This window comes from Rhodococcus sp. BH4, assembly GCF_002079265.1.
GTDB lineage: Bacteria > Actinomycetota > Actinomycetes > Mycobacteriales > Mycobacteriaceae > Rhodococcus_F > Rhodococcus_F qingshengii.
On the sequence record NZ_CP014942.1, the window covers coordinates 126,983 to 149,622 of the forward strand.

At 62.3% G+C, this 22,640-nt stretch carries 25 protein-coding genes and 2 pseudogenes; 10 read left to right on the top strand and 17 right to left on the bottom strand.

Translation table 11 applies throughout. The features are described 5' to 3' along the window. Position 1 precedes the first annotated feature (1 nt). Positions 2–547: a DDE-type integrase/transposase/recombinase gene (locus tag A0W34_RS29925; RefSeq protein ID WP_328587284.1), complete on the top strand. Its 546-nt coding sequence runs from the start codon at positions 2–4 to the stop codon at positions 545–547. Next, positions 463–1,014 (top strand): annotated as a pseudogene (locus tag A0W34_RS29930) (PDDEXK nuclease domain-containing protein); the annotation flags it as partial. The gene A0W34_RS29925 and the pseudogene A0W34_RS29930, both read left to right, overlap by 85 nt. A 128-nt stretch (positions 1,015–1,142) precedes the next feature. Here A0W34_RS29930 and A0W34_RS29935 read toward each other — a convergent pair. From A0W34_RS29935 to A0W34_RS29980, 10 genes and pseudogenes are all read right to left on the bottom strand, one after another. Next, positions 1,143–1,940, bottom strand: a complete 798-nt coding sequence (locus tag A0W34_RS29935; RefSeq protein WP_058228359.1) for a hypothetical protein — start codon at positions 1,938–1,940, stop codon at positions 1,143–1,145. Continuing rightward, complete coding sequence (locus A0W34_RS29940) at positions 1,940–3,901, bottom strand: hypothetical protein (RefSeq protein ID WP_231917492.1); 1,962 nt, start codon at positions 3,899–3,901, stop codon at positions 1,940–1,942. The genes A0W34_RS29935 and A0W34_RS29940 overlap by 1 nt, the downstream gene beginning before the upstream one ends. A gap of 16 nt (positions 3,902–3,917) precedes the next feature. Beyond that, complete coding sequence (locus A0W34_RS29945; RefSeq protein ID WP_042926284.1) at positions 3,918–4,232, bottom strand: type II toxin-antitoxin system PemK/MazF family toxin; 315 nt, start codon at positions 4,230–4,232, stop codon at positions 3,918–3,920. Next, entirely contained in the window at positions 4,233–4,454 is a 222-nt protein-coding gene (locus A0W34_RS29950; RefSeq protein ID WP_042926289.1) for a hypothetical protein, read from the bottom strand. Positions 4,455–4,637: 183 nt separating this feature from the next. Further along, positions 4,638–4,985 (bottom strand): hypothetical protein, encoded by a 348-nt coding sequence (locus A0W34_RS33260; protein ID WP_063892177.1) that lies wholly within the window; start codon positions 4,983–4,985, stop codon positions 4,638–4,640. A 29-nt stretch (positions 4,986–5,014) separates the two neighbouring features. Beyond that, a complete protein-coding gene (locus A0W34_RS29960) occupies positions 5,015–6,316 on the bottom strand; it encodes an AAA family ATPase (protein WP_058228360.1) in 1,302 nt (433 codons plus the stop codon). A gap of 70 nt (positions 6,317–6,386) precedes the next feature. Next, the gene (locus A0W34_RS29965; protein ID WP_081558947.1) at positions 6,387–7,574 is read right to left on the bottom strand and encodes a hypothetical protein; all 1,188 of its coding nucleotides are present in this window, start codon (positions 7,572–7,574) and stop codon (positions 6,387–6,389) included. Further along, positions 7,571–7,765, bottom strand: coding sequence for a hypothetical protein (locus A0W34_RS29970; RefSeq protein WP_081558949.1), 195 nt, complete (start codon positions 7,763–7,765; stop codon positions 7,571–7,573). The genes A0W34_RS29965 and A0W34_RS29970 overlap by 4 nt, the downstream gene beginning before the upstream one ends. Next, entirely contained in the window at positions 7,762–9,000 is a 1,239-nt protein-coding gene (locus A0W34_RS29975) for a vWA domain-containing protein (RefSeq protein ID WP_081558951.1), read from the bottom strand. Before A0W34_RS29975 ends, A0W34_RS29970 begins: the two co-directional genes overlap by 4 nt. Beyond that, positions 8,997–10,096 (bottom strand): annotated as a pseudogene (locus tag A0W34_RS29980) (ATP-binding protein). Before A0W34_RS29980 ends, A0W34_RS29975 begins: the two are co-directional and overlap by 4 nt. A gap of 776 nt (positions 10,097–10,872) precedes the next feature. Between A0W34_RS29980 and A0W34_RS29985 the strand changes: the two are divergent. Beyond that, positions 10,873–11,250: a hypothetical protein gene (locus A0W34_RS29985; protein ID WP_064113927.1), complete on the top strand. Its 378-nt coding sequence runs from the start codon at positions 10,873–10,875 to the stop codon at positions 11,248–11,250. Positions 11,251–11,542: 292 nt separating this feature from the next. On the opposite strand, the gene A0W34_RS29990 is transcribed toward A0W34_RS29985, so the two are convergent. Continuing rightward, positions 11,543–11,878: a hypothetical protein gene (locus A0W34_RS29990; protein ID WP_081558956.1), complete on the bottom strand. Its 336-nt coding sequence runs from the start codon at positions 11,876–11,878 to the stop codon at positions 11,543–11,545. Next, positions 11,875–12,678 carry a hypothetical protein gene (locus A0W34_RS29995; protein ID WP_081559624.1) on the bottom strand — a complete coding sequence of 268 codons (804 nt, stop codon included), beginning with the start codon at positions 12,676–12,678 and terminating at the stop codon, positions 11,875–11,877. Before A0W34_RS29995 ends, A0W34_RS29990 begins: the two co-directional genes overlap by 4 nt. Between A0W34_RS29995 and A0W34_RS33870 the strand changes: the two genes are divergently transcribed. Beyond that, positions 12,645–12,881, top strand: coding sequence for a hypothetical protein (locus A0W34_RS33870; protein ID WP_442971956.1), 237 nt, complete (start codon positions 12,645–12,647; stop codon positions 12,879–12,881). The two genes, A0W34_RS29995 and A0W34_RS33870, sit on opposite strands and share 34 nt — an antisense overlap. On the opposite strand, the gene A0W34_RS30000 is transcribed toward A0W34_RS33870, so the two are convergent. Beyond that, positions 12,772–13,494, bottom strand: a complete 723-nt coding sequence (locus A0W34_RS30000; RefSeq protein WP_081558958.1) for an SOS response-associated peptidase — start codon at positions 13,492–13,494, stop codon at positions 12,772–12,774. The genes A0W34_RS33870 and A0W34_RS30000 overlap by 110 nt on opposite strands. A gap of 75 nt (positions 13,495–13,569) precedes the next feature. Here A0W34_RS30000 and A0W34_RS30005 point away from each other — a divergent pair, with 75 nt between their 5' ends. Then, complete coding sequence (locus A0W34_RS30005) at positions 13,570–13,785, top strand: hypothetical protein (RefSeq protein WP_156888965.1); 216 nt, start codon at positions 13,570–13,572, stop codon at positions 13,783–13,785. Between the two features lie 206 nt (positions 13,786–13,991). Here A0W34_RS30005 and A0W34_RS30010 read toward each other — a convergent pair whose 3' ends face one another. Next, positions 13,992–14,357 (bottom strand): ATP dependent DNA ligase, encoded by a 366-nt coding sequence (locus A0W34_RS30010; protein WP_081558962.1) that lies wholly within the window; start codon positions 14,355–14,357, stop codon positions 13,992–13,994. Between the two features lie 174 nt (positions 14,358–14,531). On the opposite strand from A0W34_RS30010, the gene A0W34_RS30015 reads away from it, so the two are divergent. The 3 genes from A0W34_RS30015 to A0W34_RS30025 are packed head-to-tail and all read left to right on the top strand — an operon-like array spanning position 14,532 to position 18,429. Continuing rightward, positions 14,532–15,554, top strand: coding sequence for a tyrosine-type recombinase/integrase (locus tag A0W34_RS30015; RefSeq protein ID WP_081559625.1), 1,023 nt, complete (start codon positions 14,532–14,534; stop codon positions 15,552–15,554). Next, positions 15,551–15,883 (top strand): helix-turn-helix domain-containing protein, encoded by a 333-nt coding sequence (locus A0W34_RS30020; RefSeq protein WP_042953673.1) that lies wholly within the window; start codon positions 15,551–15,553, stop codon positions 15,881–15,883. The genes A0W34_RS30015 and A0W34_RS30020 overlap by 4 nt, the downstream gene beginning before the upstream one ends. After that, the gene (locus A0W34_RS30025) at positions 15,883–18,429 is read left to right on the top strand and encodes a hypothetical protein (RefSeq protein WP_081558964.1); all 2,547 of its coding nucleotides are present in this window, start codon (positions 15,883–15,885) and stop codon (positions 18,427–18,429) included. Before A0W34_RS30020 ends, A0W34_RS30025 begins: the two co-directional genes overlap by 1 nt. A 96-nt stretch (positions 18,430–18,525) precedes the next feature. On the opposite strand, the gene A0W34_RS30030 is transcribed toward A0W34_RS30025, so the two are convergent. The 3 genes from A0W34_RS30030 to A0W34_RS30040 form a co-directional block, all read right to left on the bottom strand. Further along, positions 18,526–18,897, bottom strand: a complete 372-nt coding sequence (locus A0W34_RS30030) for a VOC family protein (RefSeq protein WP_042953669.1) — start codon at positions 18,895–18,897, stop codon at positions 18,526–18,528. Positions 18,898–19,080: 183 nt separating this feature from the next. Beyond that, positions 19,081–19,656: an ATP-dependent DNA ligase gene (locus A0W34_RS30035; RefSeq protein ID WP_232330072.1), complete on the bottom strand. Its 576-nt coding sequence runs from the start codon at positions 19,654–19,656 to the stop codon at positions 19,081–19,083. An 860-nt stretch (positions 19,657–20,516) separates the two neighbouring features. Next, the gene (locus A0W34_RS30040; protein WP_156888966.1) at positions 20,517–21,536 is read right to left on the bottom strand and encodes a hypothetical protein; all 1,020 of its coding nucleotides are present in this window, start codon (positions 21,534–21,536) and stop codon (positions 20,517–20,519) included. Between the two features lie 175 nt (positions 21,537–21,711). On the opposite strand from A0W34_RS30040, the gene A0W34_RS32920 reads away from it, so the two are divergent. Together A0W34_RS32920 and A0W34_RS30045 are read left to right on the top strand one after the other, a co-directional pair. After that, entirely contained in the window at positions 21,712–21,885 is a 174-nt protein-coding gene (locus tag A0W34_RS32920) for a hypothetical protein (protein ID WP_198035723.1), read from the top strand. Further along, complete coding sequence (locus A0W34_RS30045) at positions 21,882–22,571, top strand: nucleotidyl transferase AbiEii/AbiGii toxin family protein (RefSeq protein WP_156888968.1); 690 nt, start codon at positions 21,882–21,884, stop codon at positions 22,569–22,571. The genes A0W34_RS32920 and A0W34_RS30045 overlap by 4 nt, the downstream gene beginning before the upstream one ends. Positions 22,572–22,640: the final 69 nt, after the last annotated feature.

A 22,640-nucleotide genomic window follows, 5' to 3' on the forward strand; every position in this document is an offset into this window, starting at 1 on the left:
GATGTTCGGCCGGTCCTATGCCAATGAGCTGCGTCTCCGAAGGCCCCGCCCGGGCAACAAGTGGTACCTCGATGAAGTGTTCACCTCGAATCAACGGCGAGCAGAAGTATTTGTGGCGCGGGGTCGATCAGGACGGCCTGATAGCGACGCTATCGTCCAGTCGGGTCGAAACGCCACTGCTGCCAAGCGGTTCTTCCGCAAGGTACTCAAGGGTCTGCGGTACGTGCCGACGGTGCTCGTGACCGCCAAGCTGGCCAGCTACAAAGTGGCGTACCGCGAGATGCTGACCTCTGCCGAGCATCGCCGGTCGAAGTATTTTCAGCAATCGGGCCGAGAACTCGCGTCAGCCAATGCGACAATGGGAGCGCCGGGTGAAGAGAATCGCTTCAGCCGGGCAGGCGCAACGGTTCATGCTGGCTGTATTCGTCTAAGTGATCTCGCGGATGATGCGAGCGGTGTTACCGACAGTTGGTGCGTGACCCGTACGTCTTCGATTTTCTCGACATCACCGAACGTGTCGCGGAGCGGGAGCTGGAGTCCGCGCTGATGCGTCGGCTGGAGCAGTTCCTCCTCGAACTGGGACACGGGTTCGCCTTTGTTGGACGCCAATACCATTTCGAGGTCGGTGATCAGGATTTCTATATCGACTTGCTGTTCTTCAACTGGGTGCAAGCGAGGTTCGTCGTCGTCGAGTTGAAGGTAGGCAGGTTTGAGCCGGAGTATGTCGGGAAGCTCGGCTTCTATGTTTCGTGGATCGACGACAACCTCCGCAACAAGGACATCCACGCCCCGACTGTGGGAATCTTGCTCTGCGCCGGCCGCAACGACAACGTCGTCCGGTATTCACTTGCCGGGACAACTGCACCCCTCGCCGTAGCCGACTACACCTATGAGACTCTCCCCTCCCAGGTTCGCGATCTCGTCCCTACCGACGACGAGATCGCGGCAGCTGTGGAAGCCACTGTCTCCGAACTCGACTCCCAACTGCCCGTCAAACCTGACAACTCCGGCTGAGAGGCGCCATTCGATTTTCGAACCTGGCCGACATATCCTCTGGTGCCGAGATCGCTACCGGTGTTTCGCACGAGGGTCTGCGAACGCGATGCCTGGTCCCGCCCGGTGCGTCGAGGAGCAGGGCAGTTCTATGTCCAGTCGATGTGGACGGATTCGATGGAATCGAAGTGAAATCCGAAAGTGTCGCCGTACTGGTCGAATCCCTTGTTTTCAGGGTAATCCATCGTGGCGTGACGTTCGAGGATGGCAACCACCCGGGCATGATCGTCGTTGGCCAAAGCCATGGCGAGTTCTCGTGTTTCGTCGAGACTGAAGGGGCTGTCGGAGTTCGCGAAATCGAGGGTACGCACTCGATAGTCGTAACCTTCTTCGGAACCGTTGCGGACGGACACTCCCCCGCGGACTCGGATGGTGGCCTTTTTGGGTTGCCCGTCGGGTCGTAGGACGCCGGCGCGGTCCATGACGTCGTGCGCTTTGACGTTCTTGAGTTTCTTTTTCGCGTCAGCGCGCAGCTCGTTCGTTTCGCCGGAACGGTAGCGAGAGACCGCTGATCGTGAACGACCGATTTTCTTTGCGACAGCGTCGATTCCACCGAGGCGTTCGATGGCGGCTCGCCGTTGTGCACGTTCGGTGACGTCGGGGTGCGGGATTCGTCCTTGCTGCGCCCAGCGGCGCAGTGTTCGGTCAGATGGGGGCTTTCTCCCGGCGTCGACAGCTGCTTGCCGTAGGCCTTCTTTACCGATTTCGGTACGGATCTGACGTACGGAGACTTTGCTGGTGAGTCCGGCCAATCCCCCACTTTTGACCGATTTCGATTTTTCGACACCACTGGTCGCTGCTGTCGAGACAGATACGTTGAGTCCGTCCAAACCGACGGTCTTCTGTGCGGGTTTGGTAGATCGCGGTTTCGGAAGATGCAGGGCCACTATATGTTTCCTTCATCTTCGTCGGTGAACGCAGCTTTGAGTGCGAGGTTGATCTCGTGGGTGTCGCGGGCGTCGGTCAGCATGACGGTTATGTTTTCGGTGAGCGGGGCGCTCTTTTCCAGAGTCATTTTCCCGAGTGCGTCACTCTCGTCTGCGATGTCGATGCCCAGGGGCAGGGGGTAGACCCAGGAGTCGGTGACGGTGCGCAGTGGCCAACGCCCGGTTTCGCGCGCGATGCGCATCGCGACGCGGCGGCCTCGCCAGCGGCAGTGTGCGATGATCGCTGCTCGCCAGAGCGGCTGATGATGGTGTTGCATTTGTTTGGCGGTCCACATGTCGGGGTTGACCATTCGGCCGATATAACCCTTGTAGCAGGCGCCGATGAACCGTTTCATTGCTGTGTCGCCGGTGTCAACGGCAACTTTGCGGGCCTCTCTCAAGATTTTCGCCCACTTGTCGAGGGCTCGACCCTGTTCGGGGTAGACCCACGCTTCTGCGATGTCGAGGTCGTCGAGTTCTGCGCCGATTCCGCCATCGGCGATGGACGTTTGAAGTGCATCGAGGCTGACGGTGGTGATCCAGGTCTGCACAGGTTGGTCGGCGAGCATGTGTGGGTGAGGCAACGGTAGAGCGGGTGGGAGCGCCAGCATGTCACCCGGTGGGAGGGTTACACGCCAGAGTCCGAACGGGGTTTTCGATTGCCGCGCAGCATCGAGCGCGTCCTCGCCGCGAAGATGTCGAGGTTTTCCGTAGCCGAATTCGAGCATGCCAGCCGAAGCGAGGTACGCAGCTCGTTGGTCTATCGATACCAGTTGTGTTGCATCGGAAAGTTCTTCGAGGTCCGGGATGCGGGTCCATCCGAGGGCAGGTTCGAGATCTCCGCGGGGTTCGCCGTCCAACGGTGGGACCGGTCCACCGACAGTGACGACGATTCCTTTACCGCTGCGGGTGCGGTCGCGTTTGATCTTGTCGACGATGGCGGCGCCGGTGCGTGCGGGGGTGGGCCCGGGTAGCACGCCGAGGTGTTGTGCGCACCAGGCGAGTCGGCGTCCCAGTTCGCGGGCAGCGGGGAGGTCGTCGTCGGGGAGGTAGGTTCCGGCGGCCGGTGACCCGAGGATCCCCATGTCCCCCACGCGATTGCCCCATCCGAAGTCCTTGTTCCAGTAGGTCCACACGTAGGGTTCGATGAAAATGTCGACCATGGATGTGAAGTTCCCGGTGGTGCGGGAGAGGTGAACGACGTGGCCGGGTTCTCCGCGCAGTTCCCATCCTGCGGTCAGCATCGGGGTCAGCGTGGCGTGGAGGATCGCGGTGAGCTCTTCGGCAGCGCGGGTACGGAGGACTTCCATGTCGTCGACATCGTCTTCACTGCCCGGGTCGATGATCCATCCGAGCATCTCGCACGCTTCGATTCCCACTATCCAGATCTGTGCCGGCGCGCCCAGCGGGGTGAGCGTTGCCCATCTGATGAGTTTGTCAAGTTTTTCGATGGAATCGACTGGGCCGGTGAGTGTATGGCCAGACGGTGTGTAGGTGCCGGCTGCTGTGACAATGACGGCGTGGCCGTCTGCTGCCTCGCCGGCGGGAGGAAGGGCGGCCGGTTCGGTTGCGCCCCGTTCGGACGCCGGGGGAGGTTCCGGTCCCACGTCAGCAATGGGCTTATCTTGGGGCACAACTGTTTCCGTGCTGTAATCCGAAGACGGTGACGAGTCCGTACCTTGCCACGCTATGGGGGCGCTTTCGCCTGCCACTGGTTCGACCTCTGGTTCCGCGGCGACACGATCCTCCGCAATCGGCGCACGGGCATCCATCACGTCAGCATCGGGATCCGGCGCCGCGGCGTCGTCGAGATCGAAGAGCGCTGGTTCAGAATCGACCTCAGAACCATCCCCATGAACTCCGGGCACCGGAGAAGGATCGAGGTCGAACAGGGGAATCTGCTCCCACTTCCTCACCACCATCGCTGCCCCATCCCCGCTACTGGCGTCCTAATGACTCGAGATCAAATGCTGATCGCAATGCCCTGGTCAACAACACTTCCTGAGCAGGCAAGAGAAATCCTCGATTCACCCCGAGTGCCGACACCGGGATGGTCGTCACCCCGTCGCAGTCGACAACCGATCCGTCCTCGACACCGTTGTCTTCGCCCAAACTCAGCTCGGTCGATAACCCCCGCCCCTCCGCACGAACGGGAGCAACAGTGACCGTCCCCAGATGAGGCCGAACCAGCTCCCTCGTCAGAACCAAGACCGGACAGAGCGTTTCGAGGTGGGCGTCATGGATTGGCCGCACTCAGTTCTTCTTCCCGTGCGCGGCGGCGATATTCACATCGCTACCGGTTCCGAGACCATCAGACAAGATCTCCACGTCTCGGGCTGCAAGCTGTCGACGCTGCTCACGCTCCAACGCTCGAAGCACAACTTGAGCACGGCTTTTCGCGCGCCCACCACTGACCTCACTGTCGAGAAACACCACGATGTCCTCGGGTAGCCGTACCGCGATCTGCGTGCTCATAATCATCATGATACCGAATTGGGATGTAAACCGGTACCGGCCATTCCGTTCATCTTCCCTCAGCCTCCGCCCCTGACACTCCCGGTGCCGTGGACTGCCGGCCGAACGTCCGTGGACTGCCGGCCGAACGTCCGTGGACTGCCGGCCGAACGTCCGTGGACTGCCGGGCCGTCAGTGCCCCGATTACTCGGTGCCGTACAACTCGGCGGTGTAATGCCCCTCCCCATTGCGTGTGGCCTCATCCCAATCGACGCCCAACGCGTCGGCCAGGTGATGTGCATCGGAGAGGAAGTCCGCGAACACGGTGGGCAATTCTTCGGTGCCGGTTCCGCAGCGGCGGGCATACGCGATCATTCCGTCTGCTGCCCGCACAGCGCGGACGCCGTTGTCGTGGATCTGCGACTCGGGGTCTTGCTCGTAGCGGAAGTCATCGCGCTTGCTGCCGCCTGCTGTCGATGCCGCGACTGCATCGAATGTGTCTATTCCTTCCCAGACGCGTGCACGGCATTCGATCTTCGTTGTTTCGGACATTGCCCAAGTCCCTTTCTTTTTCGGTTGAACTACACAGCGGGGGTGCTGTGCAGCGCGGCCAACAGGCCGGTCTGGACCTCGAGCGCGGGCGACGGCGCACCATGTGCAAGAACGCTCGCAGTCGCGCTGTCGATGACGACGGACATGTGGGCGCGGTGACGCGAGAGCATCACGCAGGCGCGGCCCGCATCGAGGTTGAAAGGTTCGGCGGTCCGGTATCCCGCCAACGGGTGCAGCACCACGACGGCAGGACGCTCGAGGCCTTGCAGCGAGTTGGCGGTGCCGACCAGTACGTCGGGGTGCTCGCTCAGTAGGGCACGGATTGCCGCAGCCTGAGTCACGTGCGGGACCACCACGGCCACGTCGGCGGCCGTCATTGGCCGCTGGCCTGCGGTGGTGACCAGATCCGCTGCCAGTAGTTCCGCCGCCCGCGCGGCGCATGCGGTCACCAGGGCCGGATCGGACGGGCCTCCGCAGGCTGTGATCGGGCGGTGCGCCAATTCGGGCCACACGGCTCCGCTCGAATCGGTGAGGTGTTCCGGGGGCCGCTTCGAGGTGAACGGCAGATCGGGGTAGAACAGTGGCGCGATCAGTGCTGTGGTGTCGGGGCCAAGTCTCCAGGTGTGCGCCAACCGCACCATCCCCACCACGTCGCCGTGCGCAGCCAACAGTGCAATCGGGGCGGGTAGATCGGGTGCGGTTTCGCTTCCCTCCCAACGAGATACATCGCCGGTCACCACCGGGTCGATCTGTCCGGGATCACCGACGCACACCACCTGTTTCGCCATGGCTCCCAGCGCTCCCAGATCGGCGTAGGTGCATTGCCACGACTCGTCCACGATCAACACGTCCGCACCGACTCGGTCCGGGTCCGAGAACAACCATCGCGCCGTCGTGCCGATCAGAATTGCACCGACGTCGCCCTGCCAGCGCACTTTCTGTCCCGAGACCACCGGTGTGTCGCCGCTGTCCGGTGCCGGTGCTTTCGCTTTCCACATCAATGCGGCGCGGTCGGTGAGTGTTCCCAACCGGCGTGCAATCTCCACCGCCTGTTCGCGGGTCTGCGCCGCGATCCCTACGCGCAGATCCGCCCGGTGCGCCAATGCCGCAGCCAGTAATGCAACCAAGCGGGTCTTGCCCGCACCGGGAGGGGACGGCACCACCACCGCAGGATCACCCGACCACACCGAAAACAGCACACGCGCTGTGATCGGGTCGGCCATGATCTCCGACCCCGGCCACCCCGTCAGCGACGGGACGGGCGGACGGGACGACGACGGCACCGGGCCGGAGGGGGCAGCAATATCGGACGACGAGGCAGTAATGCGCATGACGAATCAAACCTTTCAGGAAAAAAGTCTCTGAACTGGCTATTTACATACTTTGTGCCCAGTGCCGGCGTTATTCCTCTGCGCCCGCGATGAGCACGTCCAACGGCACTTCACGCCGGGAAGGAACGGGTGTCTGCCCCGTCGAAAGCCAGGACCGCCGCCCTCGGTAGAGCCGCCAGTACCGGCCACGACCAGCGCGCATCGTGTGCGGTGACGCCGCTTGCGGCATCAACACCACCGACGCCCCACTCGGCGGCGCATACATCCCTACCGAACCGAGTCCGAGCACCAACTTCCCGCCGACAACCTCGGTCGATGTGACTTCGACGGTGAACTGCTCGAACGGACGCCGTCGCGGTGTACCGACCCACCCGGTGACAGCAGATCCGACCCGCAGCCGTGGATCCAGACGCTCACACGTCACCGACAGCGACCCGTTGCGGCGACGTGAACCTTTCGGTGGCGGCGTCATCGATGCCACACCCACCGCGACGTGGCCGGTGTGCAGTGCACGCTCGCGCCACATCGGATCATCGAGCAGGGCTGATGACATCACATCTGCTGCGTCACAACGACTTCGCAGACCCATCGCGGCGCTGGCCGTGTTGTCGGGACGTGACCAGTCGTGGCCGTCCACCAGTGCGGACTGTGCCCGAGAAAACGAATACGCGTCGTCTTCGCCGATCGCAGCGAGCAGCGGCAGCAACGGGCCACTGCCGATCGCACGCGCCCATTCGTGCATCCCGGCGACACTCTCGTCCGCGATCTGAAACCACGTCCGCCACACCCTCGCCGACCGCTGCGCTTCCGGCACCACTCCGAGCACGTAGCGGGCACTGGAGGTGGCCGGAAGATTCACCACCGCCGACGTGCCGGGATGATCCGCCCGATCCGCCCACCACCCCACCATCGCGGCGCTACCGGAGATGTTCGGGTCACTGTGGTGAGCGTGCGCCCGCGCCAACCCCACCAGCGCCGGAATCGTGCCGCCGTCGTCGGTGAGCAACATCGCCGGGGCATCCGCCGCCAACGTGCCGCCCAACCGTGCCAGCAACGCCAACCCTGCCTCATCGCACGCGGTTTCCTCACCTCCACCGAACGCCGCAGCGGACACGCTCACGCTGCCGCCGCGTGCGCTCGCCCGCACCGCCAGCGCCGACGCTGACGGGGTGAACGTGGTGTGTGCGAGCCGAGCAACGGGGCGCCCTGTTTCGGCGGCATAGAGACGCTGAGCCAGATCGAACCATTCCACGCTCACGACACGTCCTCCGTCTGTTCGCACGCCAGGACCACCGGATTCGCGGCGCACTCCCACCCCGCACGCAAGGCCCGCGCCGCCGCATCCTCGCCGGTACCGGCGACCACGCTCGCCACCTGAGCGGGCTCGTGACCGGTACCGGTCAACACCTGCTGCGCGTACCGCAACAGGTCACCGCTCACCGCGTTCACGACGCACCGACCGGGATCTGCACACTCGACGCCCAGTCCGGGGTCCGTGCCAGTGCGGCGTCGTTGCCGATCACCGCGCACACCAGATGCGCCCGCGACGGCCGATCCGGCCACGGCGTATCCCCGTCCGTCAACACGATCACCACGTGCGGGGCAGGGCGGGCCGCGTTCGCCGCGTCGATCCCGACGCGCATATCCGTACCGCCGCCGCCCACCAACTGCACATCGGCCACCGACCGCACCGCCTGCGCAGACGTCGATTTCGCATCGCACGAGAGAATCCGTACCCGCTCCCGCGCTACACCGCCTGCCCGCAGTACACCCGCCACCTCACCCATCGCCGCCGACAGATCACCTGCCGACATGGACCCCGACGTGTCGATCACAATCGACACCGTGATCGACGGACCCCGCATCGCCGGGGCCACGATCCCCGGCAGGCTGCGCCGCGACGGACGCGCATAGCTGTAGTTCGTCCTCCCCGACTGATCCGCCAGCGCGCGCCGGATCACCGCACGCAACACCCGATCCCACGGCACGGTCGGCGGCGTGAGAACCTCACCGGCCCAGCGCGCCAATCCTGCCGGTGCGCTCCCGCGCCCCTTCCCTTGCGCCGCCTGCACCGCCCGCGCCACATGACGGCGCACCAGATCCGCTTCCGCGCCGTCCAACCCGTCCGCGACCTCCCCCGCTGCCGCACCCAACTCCCCCGGCACCGGCGCGCACCCCGCACCGGACCCGCATCCCACATCGTCGTCGTCTGGAAACTGCTGTCCCGTAGCCGGATCGATCAGGTGCGTGTAGTAGTCCTCTGCGATTCCGCCGTCCTCGCACCCGAACGATTGTGGAGTGATCACCCCGTCCGGTAACCCGATGCCCGCCGCCAGCAAGTCGTCGTTGATTTCCGCGTCCGCCGCGTAATTCCACGCCACGTGGTGCACCGGCTTCGGCAAGGACTGCCCCCGCACACCGTGTGCCCGCAGCAAGTGCCCGACCTCGTGCAGCAACACCGCACCCGCCACCGGCACCGGCCACGCACCCGCCCCCACCAACAACGCCGGATCTAGATAGAGCCGCCATTGCGCATCCACCGCGAACGTGCCCAACCCCGGTGCAGCAACAGGCTGCGCCGCGAACAATGCCCGCATGAAATACGGCATCTGTTCGGCAGAAACCAGTCGTGCCAGGCGAAACGCCCGCAACTCATCCGGCGCGAGGACCCGAACCCCGCTCATGCTGCCGCCTCCATCAGACCCGCAGCGGTCAACATCGGCGCGAACCGACGTGCAGACGCCGGGACAGTCGCCTTCGCCGGTCGCGCCTTCGCCAGCGTGCGCGCCGCCGCGCCCGCCACGTCCGGTGCGCCCGCCTCCGCAGCCGCGATCAGCGGACCCCACGCACTGCGCCAGGCCTCCACCGTGCCCCGTCCCACCGCCCACGCCGTGACACCGGACAGCACCGCCCACACCAGATCAGGACGCGACTGCCAATCGAACGCCGACTCGGGATTCTCCACCACCGCAACCGGATCGGGCAGATCGGCGCTACGTCGCCACTCCAAGAACTCCACGCCCGCGCCCTCACCGATCAACCCGAACACCGCCGTGTTGATCGCCGCGTTGTCGTCCTCGCGCAAATGCGGCAACACCGCCGCCAACATCGACCACGTACGACGCGACGGCCACGCGCCACCGGTCTGCGCCGCCGACGACGGAAACGCATCCAACGCATCAGGATTGCGCTGCACAAAGCCGGTGATCGAACTGCGCACCAACGCAACCCGCTGCTCATCGGTGGCCACCGCACGCGAGGCAGGTGGCGCACCCCACCCCGTCGACATACCGTCCAACCACTCATCCACAGACGGCGTGAACTCCACATGGCAGAACCGATTCGCCAACGGCGCTTCCAACTCGTACCCACCAGCGGCGCAATCCGGAGGGTTCGCCCCCGCAATCACCCGAGTTCCCTTCGGCAACTGCACATCACCGACAGTCAGATCCAGCGCCACCGCCAACATCGCCGCCTGCACAGCAGGCGGACTCGTCGTCAACTCGTCCAGAAACAGATACCCGCCACCACCGGCCACCAATTCCTTCGCCCACGCCGGAGCCTCCAACGTCACACCGTGCTCCCGCACCACCGGCAACCCAGCGAAATCCGACGGCTCACGCAACGACCCAGCACCGTCTTGCACAACACCCCATCCGCCGCAGCCAACCCACGCACCAAACTCGACTTGCCCATCCCCGGACCCGAAATCAGCAACGACGGCACACCCGCCCGCCCATTCGCATCCAACACAGTCACAGCAGTAGCCAAATCAGCCACAGGAATCCTCCAGAATCGAGCGAACTGGTCAGGTCCGCTACCGAATTAGACTCCCCAATTATATAGGTTGACCTGCACAAATAGGCGCTAGAATCGTTTCTCACGTCCCCGGCGCACCCTGTGCCGGGGACGTGAGAAACGATCATCACGCCCGACTGCCGGCACCACCGCGTACGAGGTACGAAAGGCCGCCAACGACGTGGAGTGCCAACTCTTCGCACTCGGGCTGCGGTCCGGACTGGGAAACACTTCGTATCGTCTGAACCCCCAGCGAGCCAGACAGAACCAGTGATCCCGCACGCCCCGAGACAATCACGGCCGTCTCCGCAACCGTCTAGGTGGCCGGCACCGCGGTGATGGCGTCCACACAAGTGACGAGCACGTCGATCAAGATCGGAAGGACAGGAAGGAAAAGGATCTTTTCGCTTCTACAGAGCGGAGCGCAGCGGAGCATCCTCTTGGGGGACACCGCAGGTGGCCGGGCCGCCGGGCAGGCGGATGCAGTAGGTGATCCGACCGACCGGGTTGAGTGCCAGGCATTTACTCATTTGGAGCTGAAAGCGGCAAGCGGATCGTTTCCGCCTCCGCACTTAAAGACGATCAGCCTTGTTTCACCTAGTCATAAAGTGTGAATGCCCAGATTGCGAGCCTTCGCGCTACAGCCGACGTGACCGACGTCATGTTCTCGCAAATGTTCGGTTATCACCTTTTGCGCTACCGTCAGTTAAATCAAGTTGGTTGCGGCCGATGCAGCCTTCGCGTCACAGGAGGTTTCCATGTCCCGTTCACGTATGGCTGTAGCTGCACTGTTGGTCCCGGTAGCGGCCGGTGCTGTGGCCCTCCTCGGGGCGGGTGCCGCTTCTGCCGCGACCCCGTATTCCGGCAACGGATTTGTCGGAGTCAATTTCGATCAGAACGAGACCCGATTCATCGCCGACACTAATGCCGGCAACCTCCTCGGCCCCATCCCGGATCGGGGTTGGCGCGTGAACCTCGGCCCTGGTTCCGTCTATCAGCCCACCGGGAACGTCGTCTACGCCACCGTCGACCAGATCGTCGACGAGGCAGCTTCACACGGAGGTCGTGTCTCCATCACGCTCAGCGACCCGGCGCTCTGGAATGGCACGTACGTCACCGGTTTTCAGCGCTGGTGACATAGGTCGATCTCGCATTTCCAGCGCCGGTGAGCACATCGCTCACCGGCGCTTTTGCGTGTCATTTGTCCAGCCTTCAACTCGCACTGTTGGTCGGGAGCTAATTGGTTGATCCGCCACGATCCAGGAGTGGATGGCGTGTCAGGGAAGCCTCGCGTGACGTACTCGATCGCTCCATCGGCGCGTACCACCATCAAGGCAGCGTTGGCGGACGCCCGCGAGCGTGAACGGCGTGGGAGCAGGTTCCGAGCGCACGGACCGCGGCTGCCACCTTCGATCGAGTAAAAGACGTTCAGGTGGCCGGCACTTCGGTGATGGCGTCGGCGGTCACGAGCATGTCGATTTCGACGAGGTTGGTTCCGCCGGCATCGGTAACGCGCACGGTTACCCCGGCCAACCATTGTCCGTCGTGCATTTTGACCCAAAACTGTTGAGCTGCATCAAGATACCCGGACATGTAGAGCGCGGACGTTTTCACCCGCATGCTCACATGATCGGCGCGCGAGGCTCCCCCACGTCCGAGCGGGAGCGCGCGGCCGATGTCGACTTTCACCGCTCTCGGCGGGTCGAATGTCCTGATCACGGGGTGGTCGGGCCATCGTTCAGTCCAGTGGTCGGTGTTGATCACTGCGCTACCCGGAGCGGCGGTGTCGCAGCACGCGTGCTGTCGTCGAGGGTTGCCCAGCGGAGTTGTCCGCTCTCGTCGCGGATCTCCAGGCTGCCTGTGCGTTGTTGGAAGCCTTTGCCGACGGCCGCGACGTCGAGCCGAACGCCTGTCACCCGCCCTCTCCCCGCTGATAGACCCGTATATCCGGACACTCGCGACAAGATCCGCAGATCCGGACCGTCCCATTGCCCTTCTGTCACGATCAACAGCGATCCCTTACTTCTTGCCCGCGCAGCCACAGCCCTTCCGCGAGAGGGCGTTACAGCGCCACCAGAGAGCCCCAGAACAACCACGTCGAAGCCCTCCAGCAAAATTGCAGCGCAGTCGATTGCAGCATCCTTTGGCTGCGGCACCAGCGCGACCTTCGCCAAGTTGCCACCTTGCTCGTGGAAGGCGAGGAGTCCGAGTCCGGGCAGTCCGATCACCGCAACGTGCCCGCCGGCGGCGGTGACGGTGGCGAGAAGGCCGATGAGGACCGATGCTGCGCCGTCGACGCTGACGACGGTTCCTCGGGCCAACCCGCCGCGTGGGAGCAAATCACCGATCGGCGCCGGAACGGGAAGCATCCGGAGAGTCGATTGCGCCGTGGCCACGATCGGAGTCGGCTCTTTTTCGCCGACGGGTTTGAGCATCACCGACGGTGTGGCTGGTTCGGTGCCGTCCGAGCGGGCGGGGATCGAGGCCATCTTGCGGCGTAGCTGTTCGAGCTTTTCCGCCTTGGTCAGCACTGTTGTTGCTGATGAGTGGGGCTTTTGGTTCATCGTCGCCCCACTTTCCTGGATCCGCGCGTACGTCCCGCCCACCAGGATACTCGAACACAGGTTCGATAAAAACAGACTCGGGGCGGTTGGGCTTTACGCCGGTCCAGCGATCGGCTCGAGCAAGCTCGGATCGTTGTTCCTCGGAGAGTTCACAGCGGTCGAGACTTCGTAGGGTTCGAGGTGCGGCTCCGGAACGGAGTTGATCATGGCCTGGACTTCACTTTTGTCGGTGAGATTCGGGTCGAGCCAGTGTTCCCAGAATGATTCGGGCAGGATCAGCGGGGACCTGTCGTGTATGTGTCCCAACGAATCTGAGGCTGGCCGAGTCAAGACTGTGCAGGTCCATACCCACTTGTTCGGATCATCTTCGGGCAGTTCGGGATCGGGCCACAACTCGTAGAGTCCGGCCATCGCGAGAATGTCGTCCTCGCCGTGAAGAAAATAGGGAATCTTCGACCCTGCTTCACTTTTCATCCACTCGTAGTATCCCGTCGCCGGGATGATGGCACGCCTTTTGGAAGCGCTACTCCTGAATGACGGCTTCTCCGTGACGCTTTCACTGCGGGCGTTGATCAACTTGGACGCCATCTTCCGGTCTTTTGACCAAGCAGGGAGCAAGCCCCATTTGACCGTCCTGAGCTGGCGCTGGGGCTCGGCGTCGGGTTCCTCGCGTGGGGTTCGTTCGAGGATCACGCGGACGGGCTGAGTGGGTGCGACGTTGTACGACGGGGGCAGTTCGTCGCCGACAGTCTGCATCGTGTCGAAAAACGACTGCAATTCCTTATCTGAGCTTCGGTTGGCGTAGCGCCCGCACATGGCCTGACCTCCTCGTAGTCGGTTCCTGTCCCATTGAACAGCGTGGGTCCGACTTCCACGCTCGCATGGCGTGTGATGATCTCAGCAAATACATCACAGCAGGGAAGGGGTAGCGCGATCAACGGTCCCCGGCCGGCACCTGCCGATGTCGCGTTGGCGGTCGCGTCCGCCACAGTTCTCGGTGTCACCGTGGGGGTTCTCCTTGCGGAGGTGGTGACCGGCGTTGTGGTCGGAGCCGGCACCGCGGTGGTCTTCCGTTTCGTCCTGCGCTCGATCATCACCCGAAAATGACCTTTCTTTGCTGGTCAGCAGCGCGGAATAAGTTCGCGCATCGTCTCGTTGTAGAGGCTGTCGGTGTTCGGTTCTTTGCCCCGGGTACCACCCCAGAAATGCCGCTTCGAGCGGCCACTTGCCGAGAGGCGCAAGACGGGCACCGACCCTGTGAAGCCGCTGGACACCTTTTTCGGGCCCGGCGGCTTCGTCATAGCCGGTGGCGATCAGTGGCGGCCGGGTAGGTCGACCTCATCAGCGGTCTTGTCGTTGCGCAGCCGCCGAAAGGATGGGTGCCGAAGGCTGCCACCGGTGTACTCCCTGTATTCCACGTCGCAGACAAGGATCGGCCTCGACCAGGATGCATTGCGGGTGACCGCTCTCGGCGGCTCGATAGTGAACGGGCTGATCGACTGATGGAGTTCGACGAGCTTGTTCCGTAGTTCGCGCCGCTGTCGATCGGTCAGACCCGTACCAACGTTTCCGATATATCTTAGGACCCCTGAAAACCCGGTGGAGTTGCATCGGATGCACGCGATTCGAGGATTCTCCCTGGCGAATCCGGGGCGCTTTGAACGACAACGCGATTGTATCGCGCCTTGCTGATCAGGCCTTCACGGCTTTATATTGCATCTAACGCAATATACGTGCACCAGAAGGAGACGGCAGCGGTGGCTGACAAGTATCGTGAGTTGCCCGGTTCTGCGCGGCTCGAACTTGTCGAAGGCGTCTCGCTGCTGCATCCCGAAGATGCCGTTCTCGGCGCGATGCTCAGAGGCTGGGAGCAGCAATTGCTCGGGGGACGGCGGATGGCCCAGCGGACAGTCCGCGCCTACCTGGGGACTGTGAACCGTTTTTCGGCCTTCACTGACGAGTATCCATGGTTGTGGACTGCTGCCCATTTCGACGAGTGGATGGCGGAGTTGGTCGGCGCTCGACAGCGTAAGAAGTCGACGCTGCGGAACTATCAAGGCGCGGTGAGAGACTTCTGCACCTATCTGACCTCGCCGCACTACAAGTGGCCGGAAGAGTGCGAAAACCGGTTCGGTACTCATCCTGTACAGATCTGCCACGAGTGGAACACGGTCGGTCACCTGGTCGACTACGAGGGCGATCCGGACCGCCGCCCGTTGAATCGCACTGAATTGCAACAACTCCTGGACTACGCCGACGACAGGGTGGAGTTGGCGGTCAAGCGCGGACGGAAAGGCGCGTTGACCGCCTACCGTGACGCGACGGTGCTGAAAGTGGCGTATGGCTGGGGTCTGCGCGCTCGGGAGGTCTCCCGACTCGACACCACCGACTGCTATCGAAGCCCGTCCGCCCCGGAGTTGGGCAGCTTCGGGCAATTGCACGTTCGATGGGGCAAAGCCAGTCGAGGTTCGCCACCCAAACGGCGAATGGTGGCGAGCGTAATGCCCTGGGCAGTAGAAGCTTTGCAAGACTACGTGGCCAACATCCGCCCTCGATTCACAGACCGAGCAGATGGACCGCTGTTCATGACCGAACGCGGCACCCGGCTCCAACCAAGGGAGATCGATTCGCGATTCGCCGACTATCGCGATGCCCTGGATCTACCGAGCACGTTGGTCCCGCACTGCCTTCGACACAGTTACGTGACGCACCTGATCGAAGACGGCGCGGATCCGAAGTTCGTGCAGGAACAGGTCGGTCATCGGTTTGCGTCCACCACGGCGATCTATACCGCGGTCAGTGGAGACTTCATGAACACGATGATGCGACGAACATTGGAGCGGGGACTCTCCGCAGACGAGGAGTGGATGGATTGAACAGCAAACTCGACTACCGCTGGCACCTACGAACGCTCATGGCCACCCGCGGTATGTTCTCCACCAGCGACCTCAAGCCACTACTCGCCGACCGCGGCATTGCTCTGTCCACCAGTCAGGTCTATCGACTGGTCGTCGAACGGCCCGAACGGTTGAGCCTGAACACACTGGTTGCATTGATGGACATTCTGGACTGCCGGATGGAAGACCTGATCGAGCCGGTCACCGCCACGGCCAGACGACGTAAAGCCGCCGGCGCCAACGAAACCGGGTCTGTCGGTGACCACCGCCCCAAACGTGCCCGCATCATCGGCACAAACGAGTCCTGATGGGGAACCGGACAGTCTCTGGGTACGCCGCAGCGGTGCTGGACGATCCGCTGTCGATCATCCACGCCGCGGTGCAACGTGCCGACCCCACACTCGCGGCTTCGGTGTTGTCAGCAGCACTCGCTGAGGCGGCACCCTCGATCACCGTTCAGCGTCGACTGGCGCAAGCACTGTTCGAGAATCCGGAGTTGCTGACAGACCGACAACCGCTGGGCCCACCCGCCATGGATCGACTGATCAAAGCGCTGCAGGGCCACGGATCAGCGGGCATCGAACTCCCCCTGTGCGGCGTGTGCCATCGCGACGTCGATCTGACGAATCGGCAGGGACCGCTACGGATCTGCGGAAGTTGCTACACCCGAGAACGCAAACGCATCGAGTCCTGCACGTCCTGTGAGAAATCAATGCTCACTCGCTACCGAGACTGGGAAGGACGCCCACTCTGCGCTGCGTGCGAGCACCGGATATCGGAAGTTGATCAACTGAATCGACTCGTCAACCAGATCACGATCATCAACGCAGCCGTCGACACTGGCCTCCTCCGCGAGATCGTCGAACGTGAGCTTCCCAAGGCAGGCAATCAGAGACGAATCGCAGACGAACTCGCGGAGCATCCTCTGCGGCTGACGACTGAAGCAGCACACGCCACAGCGGCAACCACTGGACTACTCCGCGCACTCGTCAACGCAGACATCGGCGGGTTCGTCATGCCACCCTGCCCGTTCTGCAACCGCGCAGTCGAACTGACCACGGTGCGTGAACGGCTCCGTTCGTGCCGCCGTTGCTACGAGCAGCACCACGCCCACATCTGTGCAGGGTGCGGAGCCGCCCGCCCTGCCGCCAGTAGGAACGCCTCGGGCGCACCGATTTGCCGAAGCTGCCACAATCACCAGCCCGAAAACCAGGACACGTGCCCGGGGTGCGGGGAGCGCGCGCGGTTGTATCGGCTCGCGGGCCAACAACCGCGCTGTCGCCGCTGTCAGCGATCACCCATAACCATCTGCGCGTTCTGCGGGAAACTCAAAGAATGCTATTTCGCCGACACCGCAACGCCGCGCTGCGAGCCGTGCTCGAGCAAACTGCTCCGCCGCGAGCCCTGCTCGATCTGCAACCAGATTCGTATCGTGCGCACCCGCACCGCCGACGGCGCACCTGTCTGCAACAACTGCGGCCTACCGAAAGCGTTGTGCCACAGCTGCCACCGGGTCATGACCGTACGCGCATGGCTACCCGACGGCCCACGATGCAAGGCGTGCTATCGCAGACACCCCGACTCCTTCAAACCCTGCCGACAGTGCGGAAAACTGGAGCATCTCCATCATTTCGGCCTGTGCAGAGGCTGTGCCTGCATCGCTCAGCTGCGGACCGCGCTCGGTGATGACACGAACATCATTCCTCGACTCCAGCCCATATACGACGCGCTCGCTCGTTCATCGCTTGAGAGCACGCTCACCTACCTCGAAGGGGGTGGCTCTCAGCTGCTGGGCCAGCTCCGCGAGACCGGCCGCCCCGTCACACACCAACTGCTCGACGAGTATCGCAATTTGCCGCATACACGTCCGCTACGGGACGCGTTGGTCTGCGCCGGTGCACTCGCACCGCGCGACGAGATCCTCCACACCCTCGAGGAACAACTTCACCGTTTCCTCTCCGACATCGACGACGAGGAAGATCGAAAGCTGCTGCGCAACTACGCCACCTGGCGGTTGTTACACCAACTCCGGACGAAAGCACGTCGACCGCTCACCCGACCACAAGCTACCTATGCCCTGCTCAAATTGTCGATCGCGGCGGATCTTCTGAAGTACTTGCGCCGGCACGGCCGACAGCCCGAGGAAGCGGACCAGCACGACCTCGACCGCTGGCAAATGTCGAACACTCAGGCGCATCGTGCTCGTGATTTCTTCCAGTGGGCTACCGCACGCCGACACTTTCGACGCGGCCTGCTCCTCGCACCTCGTCCTCGTCACCACGGCTCCGGCGCCATGACCGACGACGAACGCTGGAAGCACGCTCGCCGGCTACTGCACGACACCAGCATCGACCGTTGTGACCGGTTCGCGGGGCTGCTGCTGTTGCTTTTCGCTCAACCATCAAGGCGCATAGTCACACTGCGCACCGATGCCATCACTCAACGCATCGACAACCGCGCCGTCAGTCTTGCGCTTGGAACCGAACCCGTCGTCCTCCCCACGTTGATAGGTCAGTTGGCACTCGACCTGGTCGTCAACAGATACCGCGGACGCGCCGCACTCGCCCAAACAAGCGATCACGATTGGCTGTTCCCGGGTGTACGCGCAGGAAGCCCGATGAGCAGCCAAAACCTCAATATCCGCTTCAACCGTGTAGGTATTTCAGCCCAGCCCGCGCGTACTGCAGCGTTGATGGACCTCGCCGCGCAGATGCCGGCAGCAGTACTCGCCGCACTTCTCGGCATCGAAGTAACGACCGCCCAGGGCTGGGTCACCGAAGTCGGCCAAAACGGCGCCTACGCCGCCGACATCGCCAGAAGGCATCGACCTCCGAGCGAACAAGCCAATCCCTGATCACAATGTTCGACTCTCGATCCCCATGCACGATAGAGCCGTTCAACCGAAACCACCGTCACCAACCAATTCACGAAAGCGTCCGTTCGCGTCCAGTCAGTCGAGACAGAACTCATTGCCCTCGATGTCTTGCATCACAAGGCACGATTCGTGAACTCCGTCAGCACGCAGTAGTCGCACGCGTACCGCGCCGAGCTCGACCAGTCGTGCGCATTCGGCCTCGAGTACAGCCAAGCGCTCCTCACCCACCAGACCGGTACCGACCCGCACGTCAAGGTGCAGCCGATTCTTGACAACCTTCCCTTCAGGGACGCGCTGAAAGTACAAGCGCGGGCCCACACCTGAGGGATCAACGCATCCTGAACCCTTGTGTTCGTAACCAAGTACCTCGCCCCAGAAACGAGCGAGGCGCCCAGGGTCTGCGCAATCAAAGGTGACTTGGATTTGTTTGACCGTGAGTTCGGGCACGCTCTCATCGTTTCATTTCGATCTTATGCCGACTCCATTTCTGCTCAACGGGATTCGATTCAATCGAACCTGCTCGTCAGGCAACTCTTTCGGGTCCACCTCACAGACAAACTCCATTGTCAATTTTACTTCGGTATATCAGACGCAAGGAATCACTCGCGCCAACCAATCAGATCCACGCATTCAGCACGTTTGTTTATCACGCATTACCGGTGTCGTCGTGGGCCCGAGGATCAACGAACCGACTCCGCCTGCTGCGCCACCCGATCCAGGGATGAATCCGCACAATACGGCCTCACAATTAGCCCTCAACGGGGTCTTCAGCCAATCCCGAGATCGCTTGCCGGGCTGGTAGATCGAGGAAATATTTTTGGCAACGATACCTTCCAGATGGTGCTTCTTCGCGACTTCCAACATGGTCGGCCCATCGACGTTGAGCCAGTGCGGCGGAACTTTGATGCGCGGATGTTCGAGGCTGAGATTGGCGAGCGCTTCACGGCGCCCAAGGTAAGGCAGCTGGGTCGTCGACGTACCGTCGACGTCGAGGATGTCGAAAACATAATACGAGGTCAGAGCCTCGTTGCGAAGCTGCGCGGTGGGCCGCAGGACGTGCATCCGGCGCTGCAAAAGGGAGAAGGACGGCACACCGTCGGGTCCGAGTGCGACGATTTCGCCGTCGAGGACGGTTTCGCGGTGATCGAGCACCGCGCTTAGTGCGTCGAGAATCTCGCAGACGTCAGAAGAAGCTCGGCGGCCCACTACTAACACCAGATCCCGACTGACTGCATCACCTTCACGCTCCGGAGTGCCCTCCAAGACGGAATATTTGACGGATTCAAACTCCTATGTGCACTATTTCCACCGGTGCGAACGAATCCGAATTCCTTACCTCCACCGAAGGTCACGGCAACATTGGAGACAATACCGCGATTGACACTTGCACTCCCAATGTTCAGTACGCTGACGACCCACATCACCCGGGCCAGGTTTCGGCGCCGAAGTAGTGGGCAGGTGCTATTCGGCGGGTTAACCCTCTGCGCAGCAGGGTGATTCGTAGTTGCTCTGCCTGGGCGCCGCCAACCGACTGGTGATTCCACGGGAGGCGCATGCCCGGCTGCCTGAGCCTGCCCCGCGTTCAACAGCTCGCCTCGCCGAGCAGCCAGCGCGGCAATCACTCGAAGTTGCGTACATGCGCGCACCAGCGCCGTCCGAAAACTCGATAAGCCAGACCGGAGTCGACCGTTGTCCTAGCGCCTGAGCGACGCTCTAGGGAACGATTTTCCATGCGAGTGCTCGTCGTCAGCTCCCAACTCCCAAACGGGGCTCGCCGACGACGACGGACGCAAATCATTTGCCGCTTGGAGTAGATACTGTGCGGATTCAACCCGCACAGTAGGCGTACTTCCAGGATCCGAGAACGCCTGCTTCCACCACGGCACGCTCTCGTTGCGCTACAACGGCAGGACCAAGTAGGGAAGCCGGCGTCCACAGGCGATACATCAGAATCCCCCGACCACATCGCGCCGTCTACATCCGACCCCGACGCCCAGCCGGTTCGAACGGTGCATTGCCCGATTTCGATATTGCCGATAGCAAACAAGTAATCCAGACAGTCATGACTAACTAGGGTCCCCGTCGCTCCTCTTCGATACCCATTCCCCGAACCAACTCTGCGTTCCATCGTCGTCGTAGCCTTTGAATACGACCTTCTTCGTCAGCTCCGGATCACGGTGTCTTTCGCTCGACAAGCCCAACACCAGCGGCGACGCCACGAACTGCACCTTCGGAGTCTTCTTTCTGTGTGGCGCGTCAGTCGGTTTACCACGCCTCTTGATGACGCACAGTCCTACCATCTGAATGTGTCGTGATTTGAAATCGGAGTATGCCGTCGATGTCGTGACATATACGGGGTCGTACGGCATGACGATACGGACACCTCGCTTCGTAAAATGAATGAGGGGATCCACATCGTAATCACCAGTAAGGGAAGGGGTTTCACCCGGAGAGGGCCCGTTGAGAGTGAAGACTCGCCTGTCGAAGACCAACAAGTCACCCACGTCGAGAGATCGCATCCTGAATTCCTGAGTCAGCTTCTTTACCGGAAGTGCGACTCGCGCCAACCCTCGGGTTATCGAATCCATCACAGCCAGGAGCTCCATCATGTCCCGCTCCCCAGGAAGACTGAGGTCTGGCAGATCCAATACGATTTCGTGGGACGACAAGAGGTGCCTTAGTCGCGGAACATTGGCGTAGTGCACCGTGTCGATTCTCGGCAACCGGTGCAGTCGTAGCTCACCGGCGCCAGATGCAGGATCCGTCGCGGACTCCGGAGTTGACCCGGATGCCGGCCGAGCGCCTCTTCGTGCGGCCCCTTCCCGTTTCGCTTTTTCGTAGAGCGGCCAAAATCCGCCCGGAAGAGGTCGCTCCTTGGCCAGATAGGTAACGAGGATTCCAAGACTGTGTTTGTCCGCAGGAACCGCGTGACCGGCGAACCAGTCCCCCAGGCTGGACTTGTTGAGCTTCGTTCCTAGCGCAGATACGTCTTTGATGATTGTTTCGTAAGTCGGGTTGCCCGCGCCCATCTTCAAATCCTTCAACATTGTCCCGAGCTTGGCTTTCGCAGGTGTCGAATCAAGCACGAACATTCCCTTCAGTCCCGGGTTTATCCGAGGATCCGAGAGTCGGAATTCCGGAGCACCCTATTTGAACAGGCCTTTCAGGAACTCTAACGTGCCTGGACATCGCCGGACGCCACTGCCCGATGGGAGAACTAGAGGCACAGCACATCAACGGATTCGAGGAATCATGCCCAGTATGTCCGGAACACTCATCAACCTCGGTACTGACGTGGTGCCCCATCTTGCACTCACGGGCTACTTCGCCCTGATCACCGTCTCGACAATGACGGCACTGTGCGCTCGCACCAAAACACGTCGTCGTCACGCACTGGAGGTCCTACGCACTCTTCTCCTCAGAAAACAGGGGTGACTGGTCACGAGTTGCCTTTCTGCCCGCATCACATGCATTTACCCGCCCAATGCCCGATCGCCGAAACCGACAGCAATCTCGACCCGTTCCGGTTCGTGTTCGACACCCCGCGGCTGATGACCGGCGGCGTATCTGGAGCCAGCGTGAAAGTGAAGGTCTACCTCGGCGCCGTTCAACTCGCCGACTTCCCCATCGACCTGTCCACCGAACTGGTCCCGGTCGGCGACGTGGACTACCAACTTCCTCACCCGGTGGTTGAGATGGACGAGCTGGCGCCCATGCCGAAATTCGCTTTGTACCCACTGCCACAACAGGTTTCCGACAAGGTGTGCGCAATGTACGAACGATACGGAGACCTGCAACAACCCTCGACGCGCTACCACGACCTGGTCGACCTCGCGTTGATCGTGACCGCCTGGACCCTCGACGCCGCCCTCACCCGCACTGCTCTGCACCAAGAATCCGCGCGCCGCACACTGACACTGCCAACCAGCCTCTCTGAGGCTGCACCATCCTGGACTGCCGGCTACGCCAAAATCGCCAAAACCGTATCCGGATTGCCCGAACACGCACGCGAAATCGACGGTGCACTACGCATCGTCGGTCAATGCCTCGACCCACTACTCGGCCGGCACCTCGACCGTGGAACATGGAACCCGATCAAATCGAACTGGTCGATGTCCTAGTGTTTCTGAGGCGTGGTTATCGAGGCAGCCTGCGGTTGTCGGGTTATGACGTGCGGCAGCGTAGCTGCG